Source organism: Vibrio sp. Vb339 (assembly GCF_902751245.1).
In the GTDB taxonomy this organism is placed as follows: domain Bacteria; phylum Pseudomonadota; class Gammaproteobacteria; order Enterobacterales; family Vibrionaceae; genus Vibrio; species Vibrio coralliirubri.
The window spans coordinates 818,245-840,679 of the sequence record NZ_CADDIS010000001.1 but is presented as its reverse complement, the minus strand read 5'-3'; the positions used below and the strand labels follow the sequence as shown (position 1 = coordinate 840,679).

At 44.1% G+C, this 22,435-nt stretch carries 21 protein-coding genes and 1 pseudogene; 10 read left to right on the top strand and 12 right to left on the bottom strand.

What is annotated here, in order from left to right; all coding sequences use genetic code 11:
* Positions 1–211: 211 nt before the first annotated feature.
* Both HRQ85_RS03735 and HRQ85_RS03730 read right to left on the bottom strand, forming a co-directional pair.
* A complete protein-coding gene (locus tag HRQ85_RS03735; RefSeq protein WP_017057980.1) occupies positions 212–562 on the bottom strand; it encodes a hypothetical protein in 351 nt (116 codons plus the stop codon).
* A gap of 100 nt (positions 563–662) precedes the next feature.
* Complete coding sequence (locus HRQ85_RS03730) at positions 663–1,868, bottom strand: multidrug effflux MFS transporter (protein ID WP_172378742.1); 1,206 nt, start codon at positions 1,866–1,868, stop codon at positions 663–665.
* 108 nt (positions 1,869–1,976) lie between these two features.
* On the opposite strand from HRQ85_RS03730, the gene HRQ85_RS03725 reads away from it, so the two are divergent.
* Both HRQ85_RS03725 and HRQ85_RS03720 read left to right on the top strand, forming a co-directional pair.
* Positions 1,977–2,873 carry a LysR family transcriptional regulator gene (locus HRQ85_RS03725; RefSeq protein ID WP_048610723.1) on the top strand — a complete coding sequence of 299 codons (897 nt, stop codon included), beginning with the start codon at positions 1,977–1,979 and terminating at the stop codon, positions 2,871–2,873.
* 142 nt (positions 2,874–3,015) lie between these two features.
* Positions 3,016–4,860, top strand: a complete 1,845-nt coding sequence (locus HRQ85_RS03720; protein WP_048614759.1) for a putative bifunctional diguanylate cyclase/phosphodiesterase — start codon at positions 3,016–3,018, stop codon at positions 4,858–4,860.
* A 134-nt stretch (positions 4,861–4,994) separates the two neighbouring features.
* On the opposite strand, the gene HRQ85_RS03715 is transcribed toward HRQ85_RS03720, so the two are convergent.
* The 3 genes from HRQ85_RS03715 to HRQ85_RS03705 all read right to left on the bottom strand — a co-directional run bounded on the left by HRQ85_RS03715 (position 4,995) and on the right by HRQ85_RS03705 (position 7,639).
* Entirely contained in the window at positions 4,995–6,284 is a 1,290-nt protein-coding gene (locus HRQ85_RS03715) for a peptidoglycan DD-metalloendopeptidase family protein (protein WP_172378741.1), read from the bottom strand.
* Positions 6,285–6,561: 277 nt separating this feature from the next.
* A complete protein-coding gene (locus HRQ85_RS03710) occupies positions 6,562–6,861 on the bottom strand; it encodes an isoamylase early set domain-containing protein (RefSeq protein ID WP_009845720.1) in 300 nt (99 codons plus the stop codon).
* 124 nt (positions 6,862–6,985) lie between these two features.
* Positions 6,986–7,639: a hypothetical protein gene (locus HRQ85_RS03705; RefSeq protein WP_172378740.1), complete on the bottom strand. Its 654-nt coding sequence runs from the start codon at positions 7,637–7,639 to the stop codon at positions 6,986–6,988.
* Positions 7,640–7,671: 32 nt separating this feature from the next.
* Between HRQ85_RS03705 and HRQ85_RS03700 the strand changes: the two genes are divergently transcribed.
* The 4 genes from HRQ85_RS03700 (at position 7,672) to HRQ85_RS03685 (ending at position 12,911) form a co-directional block, all read left to right on the top strand.
* The gene (locus HRQ85_RS03700) at positions 7,672–8,154 is read left to right on the top strand and encodes a GFA family protein (RefSeq protein ID WP_170926836.1); all 483 of its coding nucleotides are present in this window, start codon (positions 7,672–7,674) and stop codon (positions 8,152–8,154) included.
* Positions 8,155–8,329: 175 nt separating this feature from the next.
* Positions 8,330–9,004 carry a YoaK family protein gene (locus HRQ85_RS03695; protein ID WP_172378739.1) on the top strand — a complete coding sequence of 225 codons (675 nt, stop codon included), beginning with the start codon at positions 8,330–8,332 and terminating at the stop codon, positions 9,002–9,004.
* Positions 9,005–9,232: 228 nt separating this feature from the next.
* Complete coding sequence (locus HRQ85_RS03690; RefSeq protein WP_048609722.1) at positions 9,233–10,603, top strand: YjiH family protein; 1,371 nt, start codon at positions 9,233–9,235, stop codon at positions 10,601–10,603.
* A gap of 436 nt (positions 10,604–11,039) precedes the next feature.
* Positions 11,040–12,911: a methyl-accepting chemotaxis protein gene (locus HRQ85_RS03685; RefSeq protein WP_048610713.1), complete on the top strand. Its 1,872-nt coding sequence runs from the start codon at positions 11,040–11,042 to the stop codon at positions 12,909–12,911.
* Positions 12,912–13,056: 145 nt separating this feature from the next.
* Here HRQ85_RS03685 and HRQ85_RS03680 read toward each other — a convergent pair whose 3' ends face one another.
* Complete coding sequence (locus HRQ85_RS03680; RefSeq protein WP_172378738.1) at positions 13,057–14,442, bottom strand: alpha-amylase family glycosyl hydrolase; 1,386 nt, start codon at positions 14,440–14,442, stop codon at positions 13,057–13,059.
* 406 nt (positions 14,443–14,848) lie between these two features.
* On the bottom strand, positions 14,849–15,748 hold the full coding sequence (locus tag HRQ85_RS03675; RefSeq protein WP_172378737.1) for a LysR family transcriptional regulator: 900 nt from the start codon (positions 15,746–15,748) through the stop codon (positions 14,849–14,851).
* 108 nt (positions 15,749–15,856) lie between these two features.
* Between HRQ85_RS03675 and HRQ85_RS26180 the strand changes: the two genes are divergently transcribed.
* The 3 genes and pseudogenes from HRQ85_RS26180 (at position 15,857) to HRQ85_RS03665 (ending at position 17,297) form a co-directional block, all read left to right on the top strand.
* Complete coding sequence (locus tag HRQ85_RS26180; RefSeq protein WP_301540141.1) at positions 15,857–16,375, top strand: pirin family protein; 519 nt, start codon at positions 15,857–15,859, stop codon at positions 16,373–16,375.
* A gap of 45 nt (positions 16,376–16,420) precedes the next feature.
* Positions 16,421–16,684, top strand: a pseudogene (locus HRQ85_RS26175) (pirin family protein); the annotation flags it as partial.
* A 19-nt stretch (positions 16,685–16,703) separates the two neighbouring features.
* The gene (locus tag HRQ85_RS03665) at positions 16,704–17,297 is read left to right on the top strand and encodes an isochorismatase family protein (RefSeq protein WP_172378736.1); all 594 of its coding nucleotides are present in this window, start codon (positions 16,704–16,706) and stop codon (positions 17,295–17,297) included.
* Between the two features lie 134 nt (positions 17,298–17,431).
* Here HRQ85_RS03665 and ppiC read toward each other — a convergent pair whose 3' ends face one another.
* Positions 17,432–17,710, bottom strand: a complete 279-nt coding sequence (gene ppiC / locus HRQ85_RS03660) for a peptidylprolyl isomerase PpiC (protein ID WP_017062750.1) — start codon at positions 17,708–17,710, stop codon at positions 17,432–17,434.
* Between the two features lie 283 nt (positions 17,711–17,993).
* Here ppiC and HRQ85_RS03655 point away from each other — a divergent pair, with 283 nt between their 5' ends.
* Complete coding sequence (locus HRQ85_RS03655; RefSeq protein ID WP_017062751.1) at positions 17,994–18,908, top strand: chemotaxis protein; 915 nt, start codon at positions 17,994–17,996, stop codon at positions 18,906–18,908.
* A 94-nt stretch (positions 18,909–19,002) separates the two neighbouring features.
* Here the strand turns inward: HRQ85_RS03655 and HRQ85_RS03650 are convergent, their stop codons facing one another.
* From HRQ85_RS03650 to hutW, 4 genes are all read right to left on the bottom strand, one after another.
* Positions 19,003–19,563 carry an ATP:cob(I)alamin adenosyltransferase gene (locus HRQ85_RS03650; protein ID WP_137001455.1) on the bottom strand — a complete coding sequence of 187 codons (561 nt, stop codon included), beginning with the start codon at positions 19,561–19,563 and terminating at the stop codon, positions 19,003–19,005.
* 113 nt (positions 19,564–19,676) lie between these two features.
* Positions 19,677–20,207: a heme utilization protein HutZ gene (gene hutZ, locus HRQ85_RS03645; RefSeq protein WP_004731858.1), complete on the bottom strand. Its 531-nt coding sequence runs from the start codon at positions 20,205–20,207 to the stop codon at positions 19,677–19,679.
* A gap of 155 nt (positions 20,208–20,362) precedes the next feature.
* A complete protein-coding gene (gene hutX, locus HRQ85_RS03640) occupies positions 20,363–20,884 on the bottom strand; it encodes a heme utilization cystosolic carrier protein HutX (protein ID WP_172378735.1) in 522 nt (173 codons plus the stop codon).
* 48 nt (positions 20,885–20,932) lie between these two features.
* Positions 20,933–22,342: a heme anaerobic degradation radical SAM methyltransferase ChuW/HutW gene (gene hutW / locus HRQ85_RS03635; protein ID WP_172378734.1), complete on the bottom strand. Its 1,410-nt coding sequence runs from the start codon at positions 22,340–22,342 to the stop codon at positions 20,933–20,935.
* Positions 22,343–22,435: the final 93 nt, after the last annotated feature.

Genomic DNA, 22,435 nt, shown 5'->3' with positions numbered 1-22,435 from the left:
CACACTTTAATGCAATATTAAGTATTGATTTGCAATTAGCTTAATTTTGTCTGTGTGCTAATCAGCATTGTATTTGTATATCAATAAGTTAACCTGAATTCCGATTTGAACTTAATGCTCCATTCCTAATAACAATCCAAGACATTAGTTTAGACACTGATAAAAAAAGCAGCTCAAGAGAGCTGCTTTCTAAAATACTTTACTGAGAAACCTAGCTGCGCTTCGGCTGTCTGTAAGTTTTACCGGCAATTTGGTATGTGTCTTTTTGCTTCAATTCAAACATTGTTTCAAAGAACCAAGCTGCAAATTTGATTAAGTCATCGCCTTCATTCATGACATGTTCGATGTACTCTTGCTCTTCGCCTTGTTCATTTTCTTGAAGCGTCACGTGGTAAATACGCTTTTCGCCTTCCACTTCAGCAAGTGCAAATTGACCAGTCAGTGATGCAGCAGCCTCAGCGACTTCTGTATCCTCATTGGATTTCAATAGCTCAAGCGCTTGAGGCAGGCCATCTAGTGCGCAGATAGCTTTTACCAGTACTTCAAATTCATTTTGCTGCATTTTGTTTTTACCTATTCAATGGACCGAAGCATTGTAGAAAACCATCAGCACAAATACAACGTATTAACGATGGTGCGTTAAACGATAGTGAATTTAGTGTTTAGCTATATTCCACTTCAACAGTATCGCCTTTGCTGTTCATTTTGGTTGAAGACCAAAGCACTCCGCCCATTGCTGCGCCAATAATGAGGTAGAACACGCCTAACTGTAGATGAGTCGTGACCCAACTCTCTACTAGATACCCACCCAATAAACCCGCTAAACACATCTGAATTGAGCCAGACAATGCCGACACTGCGCCCGCTTGTTTCTTATGAGGTTCTAATAACATGCTGATTGATAATGGGAACGAGATGCCTTGTGCTATCGCCAACCAAGTAAACGCCCAAACCAAGTTAAAGATGGATAACTCATGAGTAAGAAGCCAAGTTCCCGACGCCAAGATAATCAAAATTGCTAGGCTCATCAATTGGGGCGTACTAAACCTACGATTGAGTAAGTTTAAGGCGACACTACCTATCAGTAAGCCCGCCGAAGGAACAATCATCAATGAACCATATTCAGCGGCGGTCAATCCCAATTGCTCTTGCATTAAGAATGGAAACAACGACAGCGATACCAAACTTGCCATGTAGCTCATCCAGTTGTAACTGGCACTGGTCAACACTTGGCGATTGGTCAACAAGCGCCCGTAGTTCTTCACAACTTGGCAGGCATCAAAGCGGCTCTTTCCGTATGGTAGAGTTTCATGCAGAACAAAGTAACCCAGTGTGAATATCGCTAGTAGATACAATAAAACGAACAGGAATACCGCCTGCCAACCGAGGTGAAATGAAATCCAACCACCGAATACCGGCGCAATGATCGGCATGATCGACGCGGTGATCGATATATAAGACAACGCTTTGGTAAGCTGTGAACCATCATAGCTGTCACGAAGCACACTTCGTCCAAGAACCGAGGCACTACCCGCCCCTAAACCTTGCAGCAAGCGACCAACTTCTAGCGCCGTCATATTGTCAGAAAACACAACACAAATGACTGTACCAATCAAATAAACACCCTGACCTAACAAGAAGATAGGTCTTCTTCCCACCGCATCAGACATTGGTCCGTAAAATAGCTGAGACAAGCCAAAACCCACCAGAAACAGCGTGACGAGCAGCTGTACATCTACTTGAGTAGTACTTAAGTCAGAAGCAATTAACGGCAATGCTGGCAAGTAGATGCTCACACCTACCTGCCCCGTAGCAATAATCATCATTGCTAAGAGTAACGGCGTTTTTTTAAAGGTCGATTGGCTCAAAAAAATCCCTATTCGTTTGATATTTGTTCATTAGATGAGTTTACATTCAAAACCAATAATTGATAATTAGCTAAATTGGAATTTTATTAAGTCCCAACAGGAAATAATATGGATTGGATTCTTAACGTAAAAAGCTACGTCAGAGTAGTCGAAGAAGGCAGCTTCAATGGTGCAGCTCGAAAACTAAACACCACCAGCTCGGCGATCAGCAAAAGAGTCAACTGGCTAGAAGAACGTATTGGCACTCAACTGTTAAAGCGCACCACACGCTCAATTAGCCAAACCGAAGCCGGCGCACTCTTTTACCTGCGAGCCAAGGATCAGCTCGATAATTGGCAGTCCATAATTGATGAAACTCGCTCGGTTAACCAAACCCCAGCAGGCCTGTTAAAGATAGGCGCGACGATTGCGGTTGGATCTAAGTTTCTCGTGCAATACATGGACGACTTCTTAGAAAAGTATCCGGACATTAAGGTGCAGCTGATCACGACCACGCCAGGGCAATTGCCAGAACTGGGCTTGGATCTGGTAATCAGTCGCGAACTGGAACAGCTCAACTCGTTAAGCTTCAAGAAAACACCGCTGTTTGAACACAAAGCCAGCTTCTATGCAGCGCCAAGCTATTTAGCTAAACATGGTTACCCCACCAACGAGCAGGACTTAGAACAACACAACTCTTTAATTTGGGGAGAGCGCCCTACCCGAGAAGTCACACTTACCAAAGGGCAACGCATCACCCTCAATGGTAACTTTGCTACCACCAATCCAGAGGCTTTGTTTCATGCTGCGAAGCGAGGAATGGGCGTACTGTTAACCATCAAAGCGATGATCAAAGAGGATCTAAAACAAGGGACATTAGTTCCAGTATTGCCAAATATTACTGCCGACGAAGTGATGGTTTACGCGTACTACCCTAAGCTTGATTACTCACACACGCGAACCAAGCTCTTTTTGGACCATCTGAAAGATAGACTAGACAAAGAGCGTAGCACGCAAGCTCTGTGAAATAAGTCACATTTTAATTTGAAAAGTTATACGACACGGCCGATAATAAACTTGACGCATATAGATTGTACAAGTTCGCACATATACAAGATAATACGTATACCGCTTACACCGTGAATCTGGTTAACTAGGGATGGTGACTATGACTCAACATACGCACAACAGCATGATAGACACAGAGCGCATTGGCCGTTTGCTGAAATTGGAAGGTATCGACCTTTTAGAGTCAGCTGTGCTTACTTTACATCAGACCTTTGATACTCAATACACTAGCATCATTGAGAAGAAGCACTTCCCTGACCAAATCGTTCCCTTGGTGATCGCCCATTCTGACCATGTATTGCATGACAAAATCAATGCGCGCCATGGTCACATCTACCAACAAGCCGTCAATCAAAGACACCCAGATTGCTCGTTTGCTCAGTATGTAGTCCAGTCATTGCCAACATCGGCATTTAGGCAGGAAATCACCTCACAAAACTCCATCGCGATCCCGACTCGAACTCAAAGTGGCGAAGTGATGGGCGTGCTGTTTTCAACGTTTACCTCGCCTCTTAGTCCTGATCAGCAGCAAGACGTAATAAAGCATCATCAATTGTTCGCCGACATCATCATTCACACCTTACGTGAAATGTGGTTTAACGATCGCTCCGAACAACTTGTAAATCAGCTTAGTTATGAGGTGTCACACGACAGCCTAACCGGGTTGCTCAACCGAAGCTGTCTATCAGATACCTTAGAGTCTATTACTCAACAGAGCGTCACTCCGTTTACATTGGCTTTACTCGATATCAATAGCTTCAAAGCCATCAATGACATGCACGGCAATTATATTGGCGATAAAGTGCTTCAATTTGTCGCAGAAACCTTGCGTCGAACCTTACCCGAAAGCAACCTGACTTTCCGGACTGCTGGCAACGAGTTCGCCTTCATTACCTACCATTCCGATCCAATATCCGTTTGCGAACAAATATTGGCTAAGATTAAACAAGGTTACAGCAGTGTCGATATCAAGATCGATGTCAATCTCAGCATTGGTATTGCGCGCTCAGACGGAGACATCAAAGACATTGAGCAGATCATCTTCAACACCAGTTTAGCGCTTAAAGAGTGCAAACATAGCCAAGATACTCACATTCAATGTTATGACACCCATCTAAGGGTACGCTACCAAAGAAAGGCTGAGTTAGTCGCCGCTTTACGAAATGAGCTTGAAAACCCAATTTCAAATAATTATGTACCTAGTGGCAATGGTATGTACGTGGTTGTGCAGCCAATTGTCAGTCAAGGTGATACACAATGGGAATACTTCGAGGTACTGACTCGCTGGAAAACCGCCAGACACGGTGATATATCGCCTGTGGAATTCATTCAAGTGGCTGAAGAGTCTGGGCTGATTGTCGAGCTAGGTGAGCGTATTATTGAGTTAGTGTGTCGCGCTAAAACCACCTTAGAGCAAGGCTTAGGTTACAAGGTTAAGCTTGGGATAAACTGTTCCGCTCATGAGCTTACCGACTCGAAACGCTATATTTCCTACCTCACTCGAACCATTGAGGAACATCACTTTAAAGCTGAAGAGTTTGTTATTGAGTTAACCGAAACGGTGTTGTTATCTCCAACCCAAGAGACCAAATCGGCACTTAACTTTTTGAGAGGGCAAGGCTTCACCATTGCGCTCGACGATTTCGGTACGGGATACTCCAGTTTGAACTACATCCACAGCTACCCTATCGACTGCATTAAAATTGATGCCACCTTTATCCGTAACTTGCTGACTAGCTCAACATCGGAGAGCGTCGTTTGGTTGATTGTTCAGCTTGCTCATAGGCTCGATGTTTCACTAGTTGCGGAAGGCGTAGAGAAGCGAGAGCAATTGGAAAAGCTGCACGCTATGGGATGTGACAAGATACAAGGTTACCTCTACTCACCACCGATGCGGCCAGAAGCTATCGTCAGCCATATCACGCATTCAGAGCCCTTAGCTTAGACCGCTATCCTTGTTTTAACCTAGGATCAAAAAAACCGCGAAAACATGACTCTACTCGGAGTGATGCTCTCGCGGTTTTAGTTGGCTGCTTGGTGAGTAACAGCCTTATTCAGGGTTATCTCTAAACGATCTGGCTAGCTGTTATTAGCTTGGGCTAACGCGACCTTTAGCAAATTATCAGCTTCATCTCTTGCTGCTACAAACGTCGCTTTTTCCTTTTTAGGCACAGAATCTGCCATCGGGATATTTGCTGTCATTGCATTCACAGGACGACCACGTTCAATCAGCTCGTAGTGCAAGTGTGCGCCGGTCACTCGGCCAGTTTTGCCAGACAAACCAATACGCTGACCACGAGATACCGTTTGTCCTTTACGAACCAGAATCTTACTCAAATGTAGGTAACGTGTTTTGTACGTGCTGCCGTGCTGAATGACCACATAGTTACCCGCGTACGGGTGCTTACGCGTCATAATCACTTTACCATCACCCGTTGCTTGAACCGGCGTGCCAATTGGCGTCGCGAAGTCGGTACCGTTATGCGGTGAGACTCGGCCTGTCACGGGGTGTAAGCGCTTGGGGTTAAACTGAGAACTTTGGCGCCAGCTACTGCTCACAGGGTAACGTTGGAAAGCTCGTTGTAAGCTATCGCCATTGGCATCGTAATATTGACCATCAGTGTGCAAGTACGCTGATACAACGCGGTTACGATTCATGATCTTAATTGCTTCAATTTCACGTTTTCCGGTTGCAACACCATCAACATATTGCGCTTTTTGAAGCACTTCAAACTGATCGCCAGCGCGCAGATCTCGGCTAAAGTTCAGCTTGTCTTTAAGAAGAGTCACAATATGGTCAATCTCAAGACTGCTCAGGCCAACCTTGTTCGCCGACATAGAGAAGCTGCCTTGAATATCACCGACTAAAGGTTTTTGCTTCCATTCACCCGGAATAGAAATGTCTTCGAATTCGTAGCTGCCGTCATCAAGCAGTCGATAAACCACTTTGTCTGCGACGCTAAATTGAAGTTCCATTTTAGAAAGGTCGCCGGTCGCTTCATCACGCCAAAAGCGTAATGTATTACCAGGGCGAAGCGTATCTAAAGCAAGGAAGTTCAAATCGGTTTCCATCACGCTCATCATCGATTTATAAGAAAATCCAAGTTGCGTGAAGATACTACTCAAGTTATCGCCAGATTGAATTTGATACTCAAATGTCGGCGGCTCAATAACGGTAACAGAAGATGGTGACAGAATTGATTCAATAACGGTTGAGTCTGGTAGATCAAGTTCGATCGTTTTCGTCAGATTTGATTGCGAAGATTGCAGAGCAACTCCAATCGCTGCAATAAGCGGCAGTCCTAAAATAGCTACTTTTTTTACAGGTGAAAGCTCGGCAAACGGAGAGGAAAATATTTTTGAATACACGGTAAACAGGTCTTTCTACGATATAAAGGCATAGGATATGCTTTTCAAACGCATAAATCATCAATGCATTGTCATAATATGATGTGAATCTGCCCAACTTAACCTAAGTCATTGAGTTGCCGTAGATGAAGGGCCACTCAACAAGAAATAAAATTAACCGCTAAATTTAAAAATAAAAAAGCAGAAACGGCTAGTTTCTGCTTTCTATTGGTTGACGTTATCCCGTTTCGAATAATTAATAAACGAAGCGAATTAGTCGCTGATTTTAAGGCAAAGACTATGCGTTAACCGTCGACACTAAGCAGTTGTCTTCACCAAACTCATTTGGGATGTAACGGTCAGCGTTCGCATCGTTCACCCATTGTTGGTCATCAACTAGGTAGCGGAATTGAAACTCGCCATCTTTAGGTAGGCGAGTTTTAAACTTGTAAACCTTCCCTTTGGCTAGTTTTTTCATTGGGGTAGCTTTCCAATCAAGAAAGTCAGCAACGATGGATACAGAGTTCGCTTCCTGAGCTTCTAGCTCGAAGGTCACTTCAACTTCATCTTTCGTCTTAAAAAAACGTTTATTAATCATTCGCAAGCTCCATTTGTAAAAATAAGCGGACACAAAGCTAAGTGTGTCTAAATTTCATTCATCTAACTAAGATAATATGTAATTTGGCTCACATAAACAACAGATCCTTACATTCACGCAAACGTTATTGCTTACCAATTGATTGCGTATCAAAAGAAAAACTCATTAACACCTTTTCAGAAGGGGGTTCTGCAAATGATTGTTCCGCAGAATGCTGAGTAAAGCCGATAAAACCTTCCCCAGTGAGTTTATTCTGTGATTGCGAATCTGGCTGCTGAGCGACCTCCAATGTCTGAATTTGTATACGATCACCCAGTAAAAGTTGGTCGACTAACACCACACGGCTTCGTTGCTGGTCATGTTTAAACAGGCCTAGATAATAGAAAACACCGCTGCCTTGGTTAGATATCCACATCGGCGCGACAAAGAAACTCGCCTTGCCCAGCGTGGCGGCTGAAAGATTATTGGTGTCTACCGTTACCACACCGCGCTCAACACCTGAGTCATAGCGTCCAAACGCGATGGCTCTAGGCTCATCAACTTCATTGATAAAAGCGTAGGCGTTAGTTTCAGGAACTTTAATTGTCCATGGGTTGGTCGTCTTCAAATCAAAAACGGTTTCTACGACTGAGTCATAACTCACTTGAGAAGAAGGAAACTTCGCCAAGATCTCTTCATCACTTAAGCTAAAGCGATAAATACCCGCTACTATCACCACAACCAGCATGACAATTGGAATCAGTAGAATCAGAGGGATAGGTAAGATTTTCTTTTTCATGGGCAATTATATTCTTTTGTTTTCATCCAGTTGTGCAGACCATAAAGGGCTTTAGTATAATTATCAATACAGGGTTAACCAGAAGTGGAGCATGGATGGATATCAATCATATTAAAGATAGAAATATCAGAAGTTGCGAATGCCGCTGTGGAGCAGTCAACCTAGTATGCCGAGGCGAACCTCAACGTACATCTGTCTGCCATTGCTATGAGTGTCAGAAACGCACCGGAAGTGTGTTCGGCGTTCAGGCTCGGTTCCCAATAGAACAAGTTACACTCAGCGGTGAAGTGACCTCTTTTTCACGCATCAGCGATACGGGTAATGAAGTCACCTATCAGTTTTGTCCCAAGTGTGGCACCACCATGCTTTTGCAGTCGGTTGCCGCCGCCGATTTTTATATCGTCCCGCTCGGATTATTTAAAGAGCAAGACTTCCCACTGCCGAGCTTTTCGGTTTATGAAGAACGCAAACACGGTTGGGTTAAATTCGACCACCAAATGAGCCATTACAACTAATTCGTCATTGAGCGTAATCTTTATCTCGTTATTGACCGTTATCTTTATAGAGCAACAGTATTAAAACAAACTGCAATACTGTTGCCTAAGATCAAATATCAACGCTCCACAACGCTAGCGTATCTTTTGTCTAGCGTTATAATCTTGCTCCTCTATTTAACCCAGGGTGAACCACATGATTTCTAAGCTACCTCGCTGGGTTGAATACGGCGCCCTTTTGTTAGCCGGCCTTGCTGGCAGTGTTAATGCTATCGGCTTACTTGGCTTCCAACATCAAGCTATCTCCCATATCTCCGGCACCATGTCTTTGCTAGGCAGTAGCCTGCTTACACCGACCTCGGCTTCTGTTCACCTCCTATTGGTGATCATGAGCTTCATGTTAGGTGCGGCGTTCAGCGGGTTCTTTATTGAAAACCAAGCATTGAAGTTAGGACGCCGTTACGGTGTTGCGCTATGTATTGAGGGTGGATTGCTGTTCTTGGCGCTGTGGGCACTGTTGCAAGGCTACACTTCCGGCCAGTATTTCGCTTCAGCCGCGTGTGGTTTGCAGAACGCGATGATCTCCACTTACAGCGGGGCGATCATTCGAACAACACACATGAGCGGGATCATTACCGATCTGGGGATCATGATTGGCGCTCGCTTAAAGGGGATGCCTTTTGACCGTCGTAAAGCCAAACTGCTGATGTTCATTGTGGTTGGCTTCCTGTTTGGCGGTTTAAGTGGCGCTTGCCTGTTCCAACGCTTCGAAATCTTGGCATTGGCTTTCCCTGCCTCTTTTGCTTTCATTATTGCGTTTAGCTACTGGTTATACTTGACCTATCGAACTGAAACTCCAGTCAATTTATAAATATCTGGCAATATAACCTCAAACTACGTAACATCCGCAACACTTTATTCTAAACTCTTAATACGTTGCAGAATAACCAGCATGAATATTTAGCGATATTTGATGAATAGTATTGCAAGCAATATTAATACTGGGTAATCTTGCACCCAATGAGAAAATACGGACGTTTAGTGAATAAAAATGCCAAGGATGTGGCTTTTTTACGTGTAGAAATTCGAGAACAATAACATGTCTAACAACACGAATACTGCTCAAACAGAGAAATCTAAAGGCAGTTTCTGGGTTTTCTTAATCCCATCATTGATTGGTTTATTCCTTTTCATGGCGCCAATCAGCTATCAAGGTGATCTAACTATCCCTGTAGCTATCTTAGCCAAATCAATTCAAGCGGTTTTCGGTGAATATCTAGTCCCTATCATCACTGCGATCGTTGCTTTCATGTCTGTAGCTTCAGTTTTAAGCACCATTTTTAAGCCTACATTCATTACATCAAATTCATTTTTAAACGGCCTTTTCAACCCATCTCCACTGTGGTTGCTGGTTCGTTTAATTGGTGGTGCTGCAGCCGTTATGGCTTTTTTCCAAGTTGGCCCTGAGGTTATTTGGGAAGAAAACACCGGTGGTCTGGTTCTAGAAGGCCTGCTTCCGACACTGTTCTCAGTATTCATCTTTGCTGGTTTGCTACTTCCGCTTCTACTTAACTTTGGTCTACTAGAGCTGTTTGGCACGCTACTAAGTAAAATCATGCGTCCAATCTTCAACCTCCCAGGTCGTAGTGCGATTGACTGTATGGCTTCTTGGTTAGGCGACGGCAGCGTTGGTATCCTGCTTACAAGCAAACAGTACGAGAAGAAATTCTACACTCAGCGTGAAGCTGCGGTTGTTGGTACGACTTTCTCAGCAGTATCTATCACATTCAGTCTTGTGGTTATTGCTCAGGTAGAACTAGAGCACCTGTTCCTACCTTTCTACGCAGCAATCTGTTTAGCGGGTATTGTGGCAGCGGTAATCATCCCTCGCCTTCCACCACTAAGCATGAAGAAAGATACTTTCATTGATGGCAGCAAGCCTCACAAAGACGCTGACGCTATCCCAGCAGGTCACTCAACATTCTCTTGGGGCCTTGAGCTAGCAGTAAGCAAAGCATCACAAGTTAAGTCTGCTAAATCAGTATTTGCTGAAGGCATCCGTAACGCCGTGGATATGGTATTTGGCGTACTGCCTGTTGTTATGGGCCTAGGTACGATGGCGCTGGTTATTGCGGAATACACGTCTGTATTCTCATTCCTAGGTCAGCCTTTCATTCCATTCCTAGAACTACTTGGTGTTCCTGAAGCGGTTGCAGCATCTGAAACGATTGTTGTTGGTTTTGCGGACATGTTTATCCCAGCAATCCTTGCGGCTTCTATCGACAACGAGATGACTCGCTTTGTTATTGCAGCAATGTCGGTAACTCAGCTGATCTACATGTCTGAAGTAGGCGCTCTGCTTCTAGGCAGTAAGATTCCAGTGAACATCTTAGAACTGTTTATTATCTTTATTCTGCGTACGTTAATTACACTTCCAGTTATCGCTGGTGTAGCGCATCTAATATTCTAAATTAGATACTACTTATATAATTCAATAAAGATTCAGTTTATAAAGCCTCACTTTTGTGGGGCTTTTTATTAGCACAAAATATATACACAGTATTATTTGGAGTTCAATTAATTTATAAGTTCTGCATATCATTTGATTTCATATCGTTTATTCACCCCGCCTCTTGTTAATAGAAAACTGAACGCATAACTATCAAATTAATACATTCTTAATTCCCCCTTAAACTACGTCTAGCCCCATTCCCCAACTCATTGAACCAAATACTAAAAGTAACAAATATGTGATTTAGTGAATTTTGTATTGTTTAGGTTGTTGTATTTTTGTAGTCTATTTTGTGAAATTACATTCAAGTAAAATTCAATCGAGTCGATATATATAATTACAAAAACACGATTAACTTTAGTCTTCGCAAAGCCTGTGAGAAGGGGAAAACTCAATGAAATTTAGCCATAAGGTGGTTGCTGCATCATCAGCCTTGCTGCTAGTGACAGTATCATTGCTTTCAATACAACAACTTTACACTGTAAGAAGTGCAGTAGAAAACCACGTCAATGCGAGCCTAGAAGAGATGGTCTCGGGCGTGAAAAATACCGTCGTATCGGAGATGAACGCCAAGAAAGCGTTGGCTCAATCGACGACTGAAGTCATCGAGATCAACCCTGAAGATCGCGCTTACGTTAAAGAAATCCTAGAAAAGCCAAAGCTTAAAAACAGCTTCCTAGCGGTTGGTTTTGGTTATGAAGCAAACGGTTTCGTTATTGAAAATGATGATGGTTGGGATGCAGGTCCAGATTACGACCCGCGAATTCGTCCTTGGTACATTGATGCTAAATCCAAAAACAGTTTAGTTGTTACCGCTCCTTATGTGGATGCATCGAGTAAGAAAGTCATCATCTCTGTGGGGACGCCAGTTAAAGACAATGGACGCTTCACTGCAGGTATGTTCTACGACCTAGAACTGACGAACCTTGCTACCTTGGTCAACCAAGTGAACTTGTTTGATGCGGGTTACCTGTTCCTAGTAACAGCGGACGGCACCACGATTGCTCACCCGAATGCGAAAAACAACGGTGAAACGCTTTCGAGCTACATGCCTCAAGCGACTATTCGTGAAGGCTCTCAAGAAATTGAAGTCGACGGCAAAATGTTCCTAGTTAACTTCACCCACATCCCAAGTGAAGATTGGTACATCGGTGCCATCCTTGATGAAGAGATCGCTTTCCAAACGGTTGAAGAATTGAAGAACAGCTCAATGATCTACTCATTGATTGCGGTGATTCTAAGCATCATTGCTCTAACAGTTCTGATTCGTGTGTTAATGCGTCCACTGGATGCACTTAACCAAGCAATTCAAGACGTAGCAAGCGGACAAGGTGACTTAACTAAACGCCTAGATACCAACACAGACAAAGAGTTCTCTGATCTAGCGAAAGGCTTCAATACCTTTACCGAAAATCTGCAAAATCAGATCATTCAATCGAAAGCGATTGGTGTTGAGATTAAACGCGGTACTGAGATCACAGTGAAAGGTGCGGGCGAGTCAGCGAAAGCAATGAATACCCAGCTGCAAGAGCTTGAACAGTTAGCGACTGCAATGAACGAGATGGCGGTTACTGCAACTGAAGTTGCAAACAATGCTCAAGGCGCAGCAGCGGCAGCCCGTGAAGCAGACGAAGCAACGCTAGACGGCACATCTGTCGTAAGCGACACCACTCAAGCGATTGATAACCTTTCAGCACGTATCGACCAAGCGGTTGCCGAAGTACAAGTACTTGAATCAGCAACAGCCAACATCGAAACGATTCTAAAAGTAATCAACGATATTGCAGACCAAACCAACCTACTGGCATTGAATGCGGCTATTGAAGCGGCGCGTGCTGGTGAGTCAGGCCGTGGTTTCGCAGTCGTTGCCGATGAAGTTCGCACTCTGGCGCAACGTACTCAAGAATCGACTACTGAAATCCGCAACATGATCGAGCAGCTCCAAGCGGGTGCAAGCTCAGTATCGAACGCGATGAACCAAAGTAAAGACACAGCCACTGACGCCGTTGAACGCGCTCAGCAAGCGAACTCTTCACTTGACCGTATCCGTGACGCGATTCAACGCATCTCAGATATGAACATCCAGATTGCTTCAGCGGCAGAAGAGCAGAGCTTGGTAGCGGAAGAGATCAATAACAACACAGTTAAGATCAAAGACCTTTCAACACAAGTGTCCAACGCAGCTCAAGAAGCGAACACAGCAATGCAGGTTCAAACGGACAATGTTCGCCAACAAGACGAGCTATTGAACAAGTTTACGGTTTAATCGCTTTACCGTTGAACTAACACTCTGTTTAGTAACTAATAAACAGCTTCAAATAAAAAGCCCCGCTTACTGATTGCCAGTAGCGGGGCTTTCTTTTCAATCTTATCTTTCTAAACGATTAGACGTAACTCATAACAGATTCGATCTAGTTGGTCGTCAGCATCATGCACTGGTTAGGCTCAACCTTGATGGTTAACTCCTTACCAACACAGTCAAACACTTCTCCAGACAACAAGTCGGTCACTGCACCAGTCCAATTTAATGAGGCTGTCTTGCTTCGTTTCGACTTGTTAATCACCACAATGCCTTTATCACCACGGACAAACACCAACAAATCATCATTCGCTTCAACCACACGCATCGCTTCGCCATGAACATGGTTATGGAATTGAATCATGTTTTTCATGTAAGGCGCTTGCCAGTCGTTGAGCCAACGAGGCTGACCGCTCTTGTCCAGAATACCGCTGGTGCTCAGTTCACTGTAAACAAGCGGCACACCGCCGTCTCGACCAAGAATGAAAGCATGAGCCAATCGCTCATCCACTTCATCCATCACATGCTCCAAAAACACCTCGTTGTTTGGAATATCATGAGTTACCGCAAACGTGATGGCTCGCATATTCGACAGAGCTTGACCAAAACAGTAAGGGTTAATCAAAGACTTAAAGCTGCCCTGTTCTTCAAATGCTTTGAAGATGGTGTTGAACAACGGGAAATCGTACGCCCCTAAGCGAGTGTGTTTGAGATATGGCTCAAGGAACAGCTCATACTCTTCTTCTGTCGCACCGCCATCGGTAATGATCTCACCGAAGATGTGCATTTCTTCGCAGATGTCATCAGTCCACACCTTGCGTAGGTGTGCCAGTGTCATGTGCTTTGCCGCGTCAATACGAAATCCTTTCACACCAATGTCTTTCAGTGCTTTTAGGTAGGCTCTTTGTTGTGCCACCACATTATCGTTATCTAGCAGCGTTGGCAGGCCAGGATCGCTCGCGCCACCGGTAATACGCCCGTTTTGCACTTCCCACGTGTCTTTCCAGTTCTTGATACCAAACGCTTCCACGAAGTCGTTTTCATCGAATAAAGGCTCAGAAAGATCACCAAACAAACGTATGGATTCATAATAGTCAGCATCTTTTTGATAAGACGCCATGTCTTGCTGATTGGGATACGTTAGATCACCGCGGATACCCGATTCGTTGGCCATATGGTTAAACACGACGTCTACATAGGTACGAAGCCCGTGTTGCTTTAACGTGTTCACCATCGCAGTGAAGTCTTGCGTGTCACCAAGTTGATTATCGATCACACGATAATCTTGGGGTTGATAGCGCTGCCACCATTGGGTGCCAGAATTTCGGTCGCAACCTTTAGGGCCGCGCAGCGATTTCATCGCCGGTGATACTAAAACAGATTTATAACCCAACTCTTGGATCAGTGGGGCGTTCTTCATTACGTCAGCGTAGCACCAGTCAAAGGCATGCAATATGACATCTGTCGCTGGGTTGCTTAACATAGCTGAACTCTCCATGTTGTTCTCCTACCAAACTCGTTTACAGCTTTCTAGATAAATACAAAGGCTAAAAGGCAAAGCTGCATAAATTTCCTTAAGAATGGTATTTATTATATGAGTTACTCATTAAACCCCCTCATCCTCCCACCGATTAGTCACGGCGGATGGTTAAGGGCGTAGCGCCAATTATCGCATAACGTCTGGGATGAACACTCAACCGTAGTACTTTAAAACGCGTAAAAAAGTCACAAAAAAGAGCGTATAAGCTCTCATTTAAACTCCATTCGATGCATATGATACAACAGTTTTACGACAGAACTTCAGTTACATACTTTACAAGGGCATGGCCTTGAGGCGAGATATTCTTGATAAACGCCCAGAAACAAACATCGAACAATCCAAACAAAATGCAGAATCAAGCGCATTAACCTTCCCAAGGCGCATTTGGCGTCACTTTCTCCATCACAAAATCGACAAAGAGTCGGGTCGGTTTTGCCATGTATCGATGAAATTGATAGACCACAAACATGTCTGAGGTTGGTGTGTCATATTCAGTGAGCACTGGCACTAAGTGGCCATTTTTCAGGTATGGGGTCGCTAATGCAATTGGAATATAAGCGACGCCGAGCCCTTGCAATGCCGAGTCAATAATTAACCTGGCACCATTCGCCGCATAGAAACCAGTAACTTCGACATGATGAGCCTGTTCAGCTTTCGTAAAATGCCATCGGGTATGGGCTATTGAGTGGCCCATCACCAAACAATTAACCTTCTGAAGGTCCTCTGGCACTTTAATCTTCCTCGTCTTTGTCAGGAACTCTGGGCTAGCACAACAGATATTCTTCTTGGGACCTATCCTTCTCGCAATGAGTGAAGAGTCTTGCAGCGACCCCGAGCGAAACGCGATATCCATTCGCTCTTCCACCATGTTGACATAGTCATCTGAGGTATCGAGCTCGATACTGATATCCGGGTATTGATTTAAGAACTCGACGATCCAAGGTTGTACGTATTGAATCGCAAATTCTAATGGCGACGTGATACGAATTTTGCCTTTCGGCTCTAGCTGAGTTTGCTTGATCTGTTCATTAGCCTCTTCTAGAGCAGCAAGATGTTGTTGGCACGATTGGAAGTATTGGTGCCCTGCTTCTGTCATAGAAAGCTTACGAGTGCTTCTATGAAGGAGCTTAACGCCCAAGTCAGCTTCGAGCATCTGCACCTTCCTACTTACCGTCGTAGAAGGCATCTCCAAAACTTTACCTGCACCAGCAAAACTCCCGGCCTCTACAACGTCAATGAACACCTTGATGTCATTCAGATTCATCCTTATTACCCTCAATAATGGGATTAACAAAACCAAATATACCATCTAATCAAGTAATGATTCTTTTATTAATATTATTTTCAGCAATCAAATTTAAGGACTAACAAAATGATTAGACAAATACATGAAATCAGAAATGGTCGAAATCACGGCCCCGTAAAGAGCTATGTAAGTTCATCGAACCTCACAGATCTCAACCCTTTTGTGCTTTGGGACCACTTTAAAATGTCGAATGTGAAGGGAACCGCCGGTTTTGACTTTCACGGACATTCAGGCGTAGCGACCATAAGCTATCCACAGATTGGGGCTATTGCTCACAAAGACACCGGCGGCCATTCAGGCTTATTAGAAGCAGGAGGCATCCAAATCATGTCTGCAGGTTCAGGAGTGCTGCACAAAGAGACCGTTCATCCGGACAACAAAGTTGCGGATGCATTTCAGCTCTGGGTTGCCTTACCCGAAGACGAACATGAATTGGGGCCTGTCACTTATTCAACCCAGCAACAAGAGCAACTCCCAGTTATTGAAGAGGCTCATTCAACCACCAAAGTGCTTGTGGGACGATTTAACGGCAAACAAAGCAAGGCTCTCACTCCTGTTGATATGACGTATTTACACATCAACTAAGATGCCGAAAACACATGGCAATACGCAGGAGAACCATCACAGACAACAGCCTTTATTTTTGTACGCCATGGCTCTGTCAGAGTCGGAAGTAAAGACTTATCAGCGGGTGAGTTAGGTGTGTTTGATAAGAATACATCGCTAATCGCTGTCGCTGCATTAGAGAGTAATGCTGAGTTTGTGATCGTCTCGGGAACCCCATTAAAACAAGACTTCATTAGTAACGGAGCATCGTTACACAGCAGCACTAGCAACTTAATCGCAGGTGTTAGACGAATAAAACAACTGCAATCCCAGCAAGTAAACCAATAACTAAAAAAGGAAGTCCATTATGAATACTACAACATTCACTCCAGAAAACTCTGTGATGCTACTGATCGACCATCAAGTCGGCACCATGGGTTGGGTTGGCTCAGCTAACCTAGAAGAGATCAAAAACAACACGGTCGCATTAGCTCGTGCTGCACATGTGACCAAGATGCCGCTGATCCTAACATCGAGTATGGAAGATCAAGCACAAGGCCCTCTTTTTAATGAACTGATTAACGCAGTACCAGAAGCTTACGAGAATCGTATTCTTCGAGGAGGAGTTGTCGATAGCATGAAAGATGAAAACTTTGCGGCTGCGGTTAAAGCAACTGGGCGCAAAAATATCATCATTGCAGGGATCACCACGGATGTATGTGTTGTTTATCCAGCGATTACAGCCATAGCTGAAGGTTACAATGTACAGGTCGTGGTTGACGGGTCTGGATCTCCAACAACATTAGCTGATGAAACAGCACTAAGAAGAATGGAAAAACACGGTGTTACCCTAACTTCAACCAATCAGTTGATTGCAGAACTGGCGCAAGACTGGAGCACCGACTATGGTAGCAAGCTAATCCAAGTGTTATTCGAAGAGATCATCTCGAAACAACATTGATTCACTAAACTGCCGCTACATAACTTTGGTTGCCTTATAACGACCAAGTTACATAAGCGTTTAAAGTGCGTCAGATGGATACAAAAAAGGAGCGTATATACGCTCCTTTTATTCAATCTAACACATAATTATAACTAAGTTCTGTAAAGAACCTTCACGACGTGCCAGCCAAATTTTGTTTTCACAAGGTGGGGTACAAGCGTCTCGCCAGAGAAACAAACCTTATCAAACTGAGGCACCATTTGACCTTTTTTGAACTCACCTAGGTCGCCGCCCTTCTTACCAGATGGACAGGTTGAATGTTTCTTCGCTAGCGTTTGAAATTTAGCGCCCTTTTTAAGCTGCGTCATGATGTCTTCTGCTAGTTCTTTATGCTTCACCAAAATATGAAGCGCTGCTGCTGTTCTTGCCATGATAATTCTCAGTTTGTTGCGGCCAGTTTACCTACGACGATTGCTTAGAACATCGTGAATGAACTGACTGTTGTAAATCTGTTTGCCGCTAACGGCTTATCGACATAAATTCATCGACAGCCAGCGTTTAGCGTGATTTTAACCCAAGAACCGCTATTCTTCACTCTATAACCGAAAACAACTGCCTTAAAGGTCATTAAAACCGCATCGCGACTTGCTGCGGCTTCCATTTCCCTTTAAATTAATCCTTATAAATTAAGCGCGTATTAAGTAGGAGCCACTTATGGCCAAACCGATCAGTAAAGCGAGTCAGTCACAGGGAATGTTGATGTTCAAGTTATCCCTCACTCAAAGTTTTGCGATTGGCACGCTTAAGGTCAGAGAAATCGTCCCTTTTCAGCCGATGACTCAGATCCCCTACTCCCATCATCACGTGATTGGTACAGTGACTATCCGCGACCTTACGGTTCCAGTTATTGATATGTCCGCTGCGATTGGCTTCCGCCCGATAACACCCGCTGAATACCAAGATTGTGTACTCATCGTTACTGACTGTTTGAGAACAGTTGTGGCGTTCTTGGTTCGTTCGATTGATAAAATCATTGAATGCGACTGGAAGAGTATTGAGTCTCCACCCACGAGTGTGGGTCGCAATGTGTTTGTTACCGGTATTACACGTTTCGAAGACCGTATTGTGCAAATGCTCGACGTGGAACTGCTGCTTTCTAAGATCTACCCAGCTTATGAGAATGCGCACATCCCAATGCTGACCGATGTGGAAAGGGAACGCCTCAAAGCGTTGAACATCTTATTGGTGGATGACTCTTTGATTGCGCGTAAACAGTTATCAGATGCCTTAGACAGCATCAACATCCCTTACAGCATTTGTAACAACGGCTTAGATGCCATCGACCTGATGCGACGCCAAGCCAGCGCTGGCAATGCCATTGATCTTCTGGTGAGTGATATCGAGATGCCGGGATTAGATGGTTATGAGCTTGCATTTGAAGTGCAAAACGACAGCGCTTTAAGTCACGCTTACTGTATTTTGCATACCTCACTATCCAGTGAGATCTGTGTTGACCGTGCCAATCAGGTGGGGGCGCATGAAGCTCTTGAGAAGTTCAACGCGGGTGAATTAATCGAAGCTATGCTACGCGGTGCAAAAGTCTTAAACGGCGCCTCTACGGCTGCTTAGGCTCTGTTTTAGAAGCTAAACCTAGCATAGTGCTCAATGGTTTAGCTTCTTAGTCTCTTCTTTCTTCAAATCTTAATAAGAATAGAGCTAACCGTTAGTCTTTATTTTCTGGCATAGACTTTTTCGGCATAGAGTAGCTCTTACTCACAAATTCCACTTCCTCGACTTCATTGACATGATTGGTAAAAGAGGCCAATGCATAGAGAGTGTTCGCCACTAGGTTTGCGTATTTAAAAAGAATCGGGTCTGGCGATTTTTTACTTTCATGATGCTCAATACTCACCAAAGCTCGCACAACTTTCTTAGCCTGACAACGACACAAGTGAAGTTCACTAGACACTCGGTGTCCACCGGGTAAGACAAAACCTTTAAAACCACCTTCTAGCTGATCGCGGATACGATGATAGTCTTGCTTGAGCTCGACCAATTCAGACTCGGTGATGGCAAGCTTACCGCGCACAGAGCCATTCAAGTGATAGATGTTTGGCTGCAAGCGTTGCAGGATCTCACGAACCTGAGGCTCTAGCTCTAAAGACAACACCAATCCAACTCGGCAACAAAGTTCATCCGACAAAATCTCAAAATCACAGATAGGACTGTCTTCATAGATAAACGGATAACAAAACTCGTCCCAATCTCGACTTACTGGTTTCACGTACCGATCCTTACACATAAATAGTCATCAAACGTTAATATACCAAACTCTTTGATTTAGACATAAAAAAGCCCTCACATTGGAGGGCTCCTGAAGAAATCGGTTAAACGAGATTACTCGTTAGATACTTTTTTGTGGCCTTCTTGTAGGTGAACGAAGTCCACCAGATCGTCGCCTGACACTTGGTATGCCTGACCGAAGCCTTTAACGAATAGGCCGTTCTCTGCTTTAAGGTTGAATAGAGAGAAGTCTTGAAGTTGGCTCAAACCATCAATGATTTCACCAAAACGCTCTTGCATCTGGCCAATCACTTGAGTCCAAAGTTCCGTTTCACGCTCCACAACACTTGCTTGAGCATCAAACGTTAAACGCTTACGTGCGTAAAGCTGCTTCGAGCTCTCTTCGTCTTCAATCATCATCAAAGATACCTGAGGATTCGCTTTCAAGTTACGAGCATGACGAGCAATATCAGAAATTAGAACAAAGTAACCTTCTTGGTTCTGAACGAAAGGTGCGTAACTTACGTTCGGGCGACCTTCTTCATCAACCGTTGCAAGTTGAAGGGTACGGCGCTCTTGGCGAAACTCTTTAATTTCTGGACCTAAGCGACCTTGTAGACGTTCTTGTTTTACTTGCTGTTCCATGGGTAATTCCTTTCTTCACTTTCTCTGATTTATTATTTTTGCCCGAGGTTGAGCGATCATTAGCGAACTAAACGATCCTCGAGCATTGATGTCTTGTTTAAGCCAGTTAGCAACCCTATGTCAGATTGCTGCTGATTATTTACTATTGACTGTACTTAAGCTTGTTCTTTTAACGCTTTGAAGCGTTCTACTTGGTCGGCAATAAGCTCACGCTTTTCGTTACGGCCTAGGTAAATCTTAAAAATATTTTCGCCGGTTTCACTGAAGAAGCCGAAGTAATGACTTTCACGACCCATAAACGCCTTGCTCACCAAACCGATATGTTTAACGTTATCAAGTTTAAGGTGGCCATGAAGCTCGCCCTCTTTGCCCATCAGATTGTAGTAACCACGCGCTACTTTACCTTTCGGGAATGGCGCTTTAACTTCAAAGATAGAACCAAATGAGTGCACGATAGTAGTCACAGGGCCCCAACCCACTAAACCTTCTAGAATCTCTTGAGCACGGCTGCCATCTAGCATTACCGCCATGTCGTTTGGAAAAGCAGCAACCACTTCAACTTCTGAAACACCTAGCTTCTCAGCAATTACTGTTGGCAGTAGTTTTGGCTCTTCTTCTAAAATTAGAGCTACGCGTTGTTCTAGAGTTTCTGTCATTTCTAATGTTGTATCTGTCATTGAATATGTTCCGTATAAACGAGTAAGTTATAAACTAAAAATTCGATATTAAGCGTGCTTCAAACTAGCATGCGGGTGTACGCCCGAACCTGACGCTTTAGGCGCTGGATACATAGCTTGGAATTCAGCGTTAAGCACTTGAATTACACTCTGCGTTAGGCTTACCGCCCAAAAGCTGCCAGCAATAGTCAGGCTCAGATAATCTTCCGAAAGCTCAACTAAACCGTTCTTTTCCCAATGCGCGAACAGAGGTTTTAGGTAGTCGAACGTGTCTTGTCCCATAAAGCTCGGTAGCGTACTTCTTCTAACAACACCAGAATCGAAACCTGCCTTTAATGTTGAGAAGATAGGCTCTAATGAGCTTTGCTTCGTCATCATGGCGATAGGTAATTGACCTTGCTTTATAGACTCCATGTAGCTGTCTAAAGTTCGATGCTGCATCACACCATGACCGCCGATGTTGCCACCAGCCCCACAACCAATGGGTAAGACTTCGGCATAAGTTTTCGCTAAGCTGTTGTAAATGCTGCGTTCGCGGTTATCACGAGTCCAGTGGTTTACGCTCAGTTGCTTGACCTTATTTTTTGCCATGAACTCCACACCCGCCAAATACATGCTCGCCTTATCTGGCGTATTCGCAGGCGGTGGGATTTTTCCTTTCTCAACAAGATTAAGCATAGGTGCATTGCCCGTAACAATCAGTTGGTAGAGGTCAATGCCGTGCGCGCCAGTAGACATGTAGTCTTCTAAATCCTGTTGGAACACTTCCATAGATTGGTGTGGTAATCCGTATAGCAGATCAAGAACGATTGGCGCTTGTTCTGTACGGCTCAGTGAACTGATACGTTCTAGCACAACCTCTCGGTCATCTAGGCGCTTAGCACTACGTCGAACCTGAGTATTGAAACTTTGAATACCGAATGAGAAACGATTGAAGCCTCCTTCAAGCGCACGATCAAACATCTCGTCACCAAATCGATTGATGCGCCCTTCCAATGTCATCTCAACATCGTTTGCTAGTGGGAAATATTGACGAATCGCTTTACCCAGCTGCTCAACTTGCTGAGGCGACAAATCGGTGGGTGTTCCGCCACCAATATAGACAGCGTGAAATAGTCCAGACTGAGCCCAAGGCGTTTTGGCTTTCTGCTTTAGTTCGACCATCAGTGCATCGAAATACTCATCCACTAATTTACGGCTTGCGGCATTTTGGAAGAAATTGCAGAACGTACAACGCACACGACAGAAAGGAATGTGGATATACAAGCAACGCTTATCCTGTTTTTTCCCTTCACTCAACATCAATTCGTCAAAGAGTTCTAACTTCTTACTGGGGTCGACCGGAATTGAACTTCCTCCGGCGTGTGCAGAATGCTTTTTCGCAAACGCAAAACGAAGCGGATCAGGGCTAGAAACGCCCAAGATTGATTCGTCAAATTTATAAATATTAAGACTCATATAATCTCTCTAAACACTTACATAGCAAAGTCTGGAAGACTATTCGCTAAAAACTGAGAGAATCATAAATACACGTAAATGATAATGCAATTG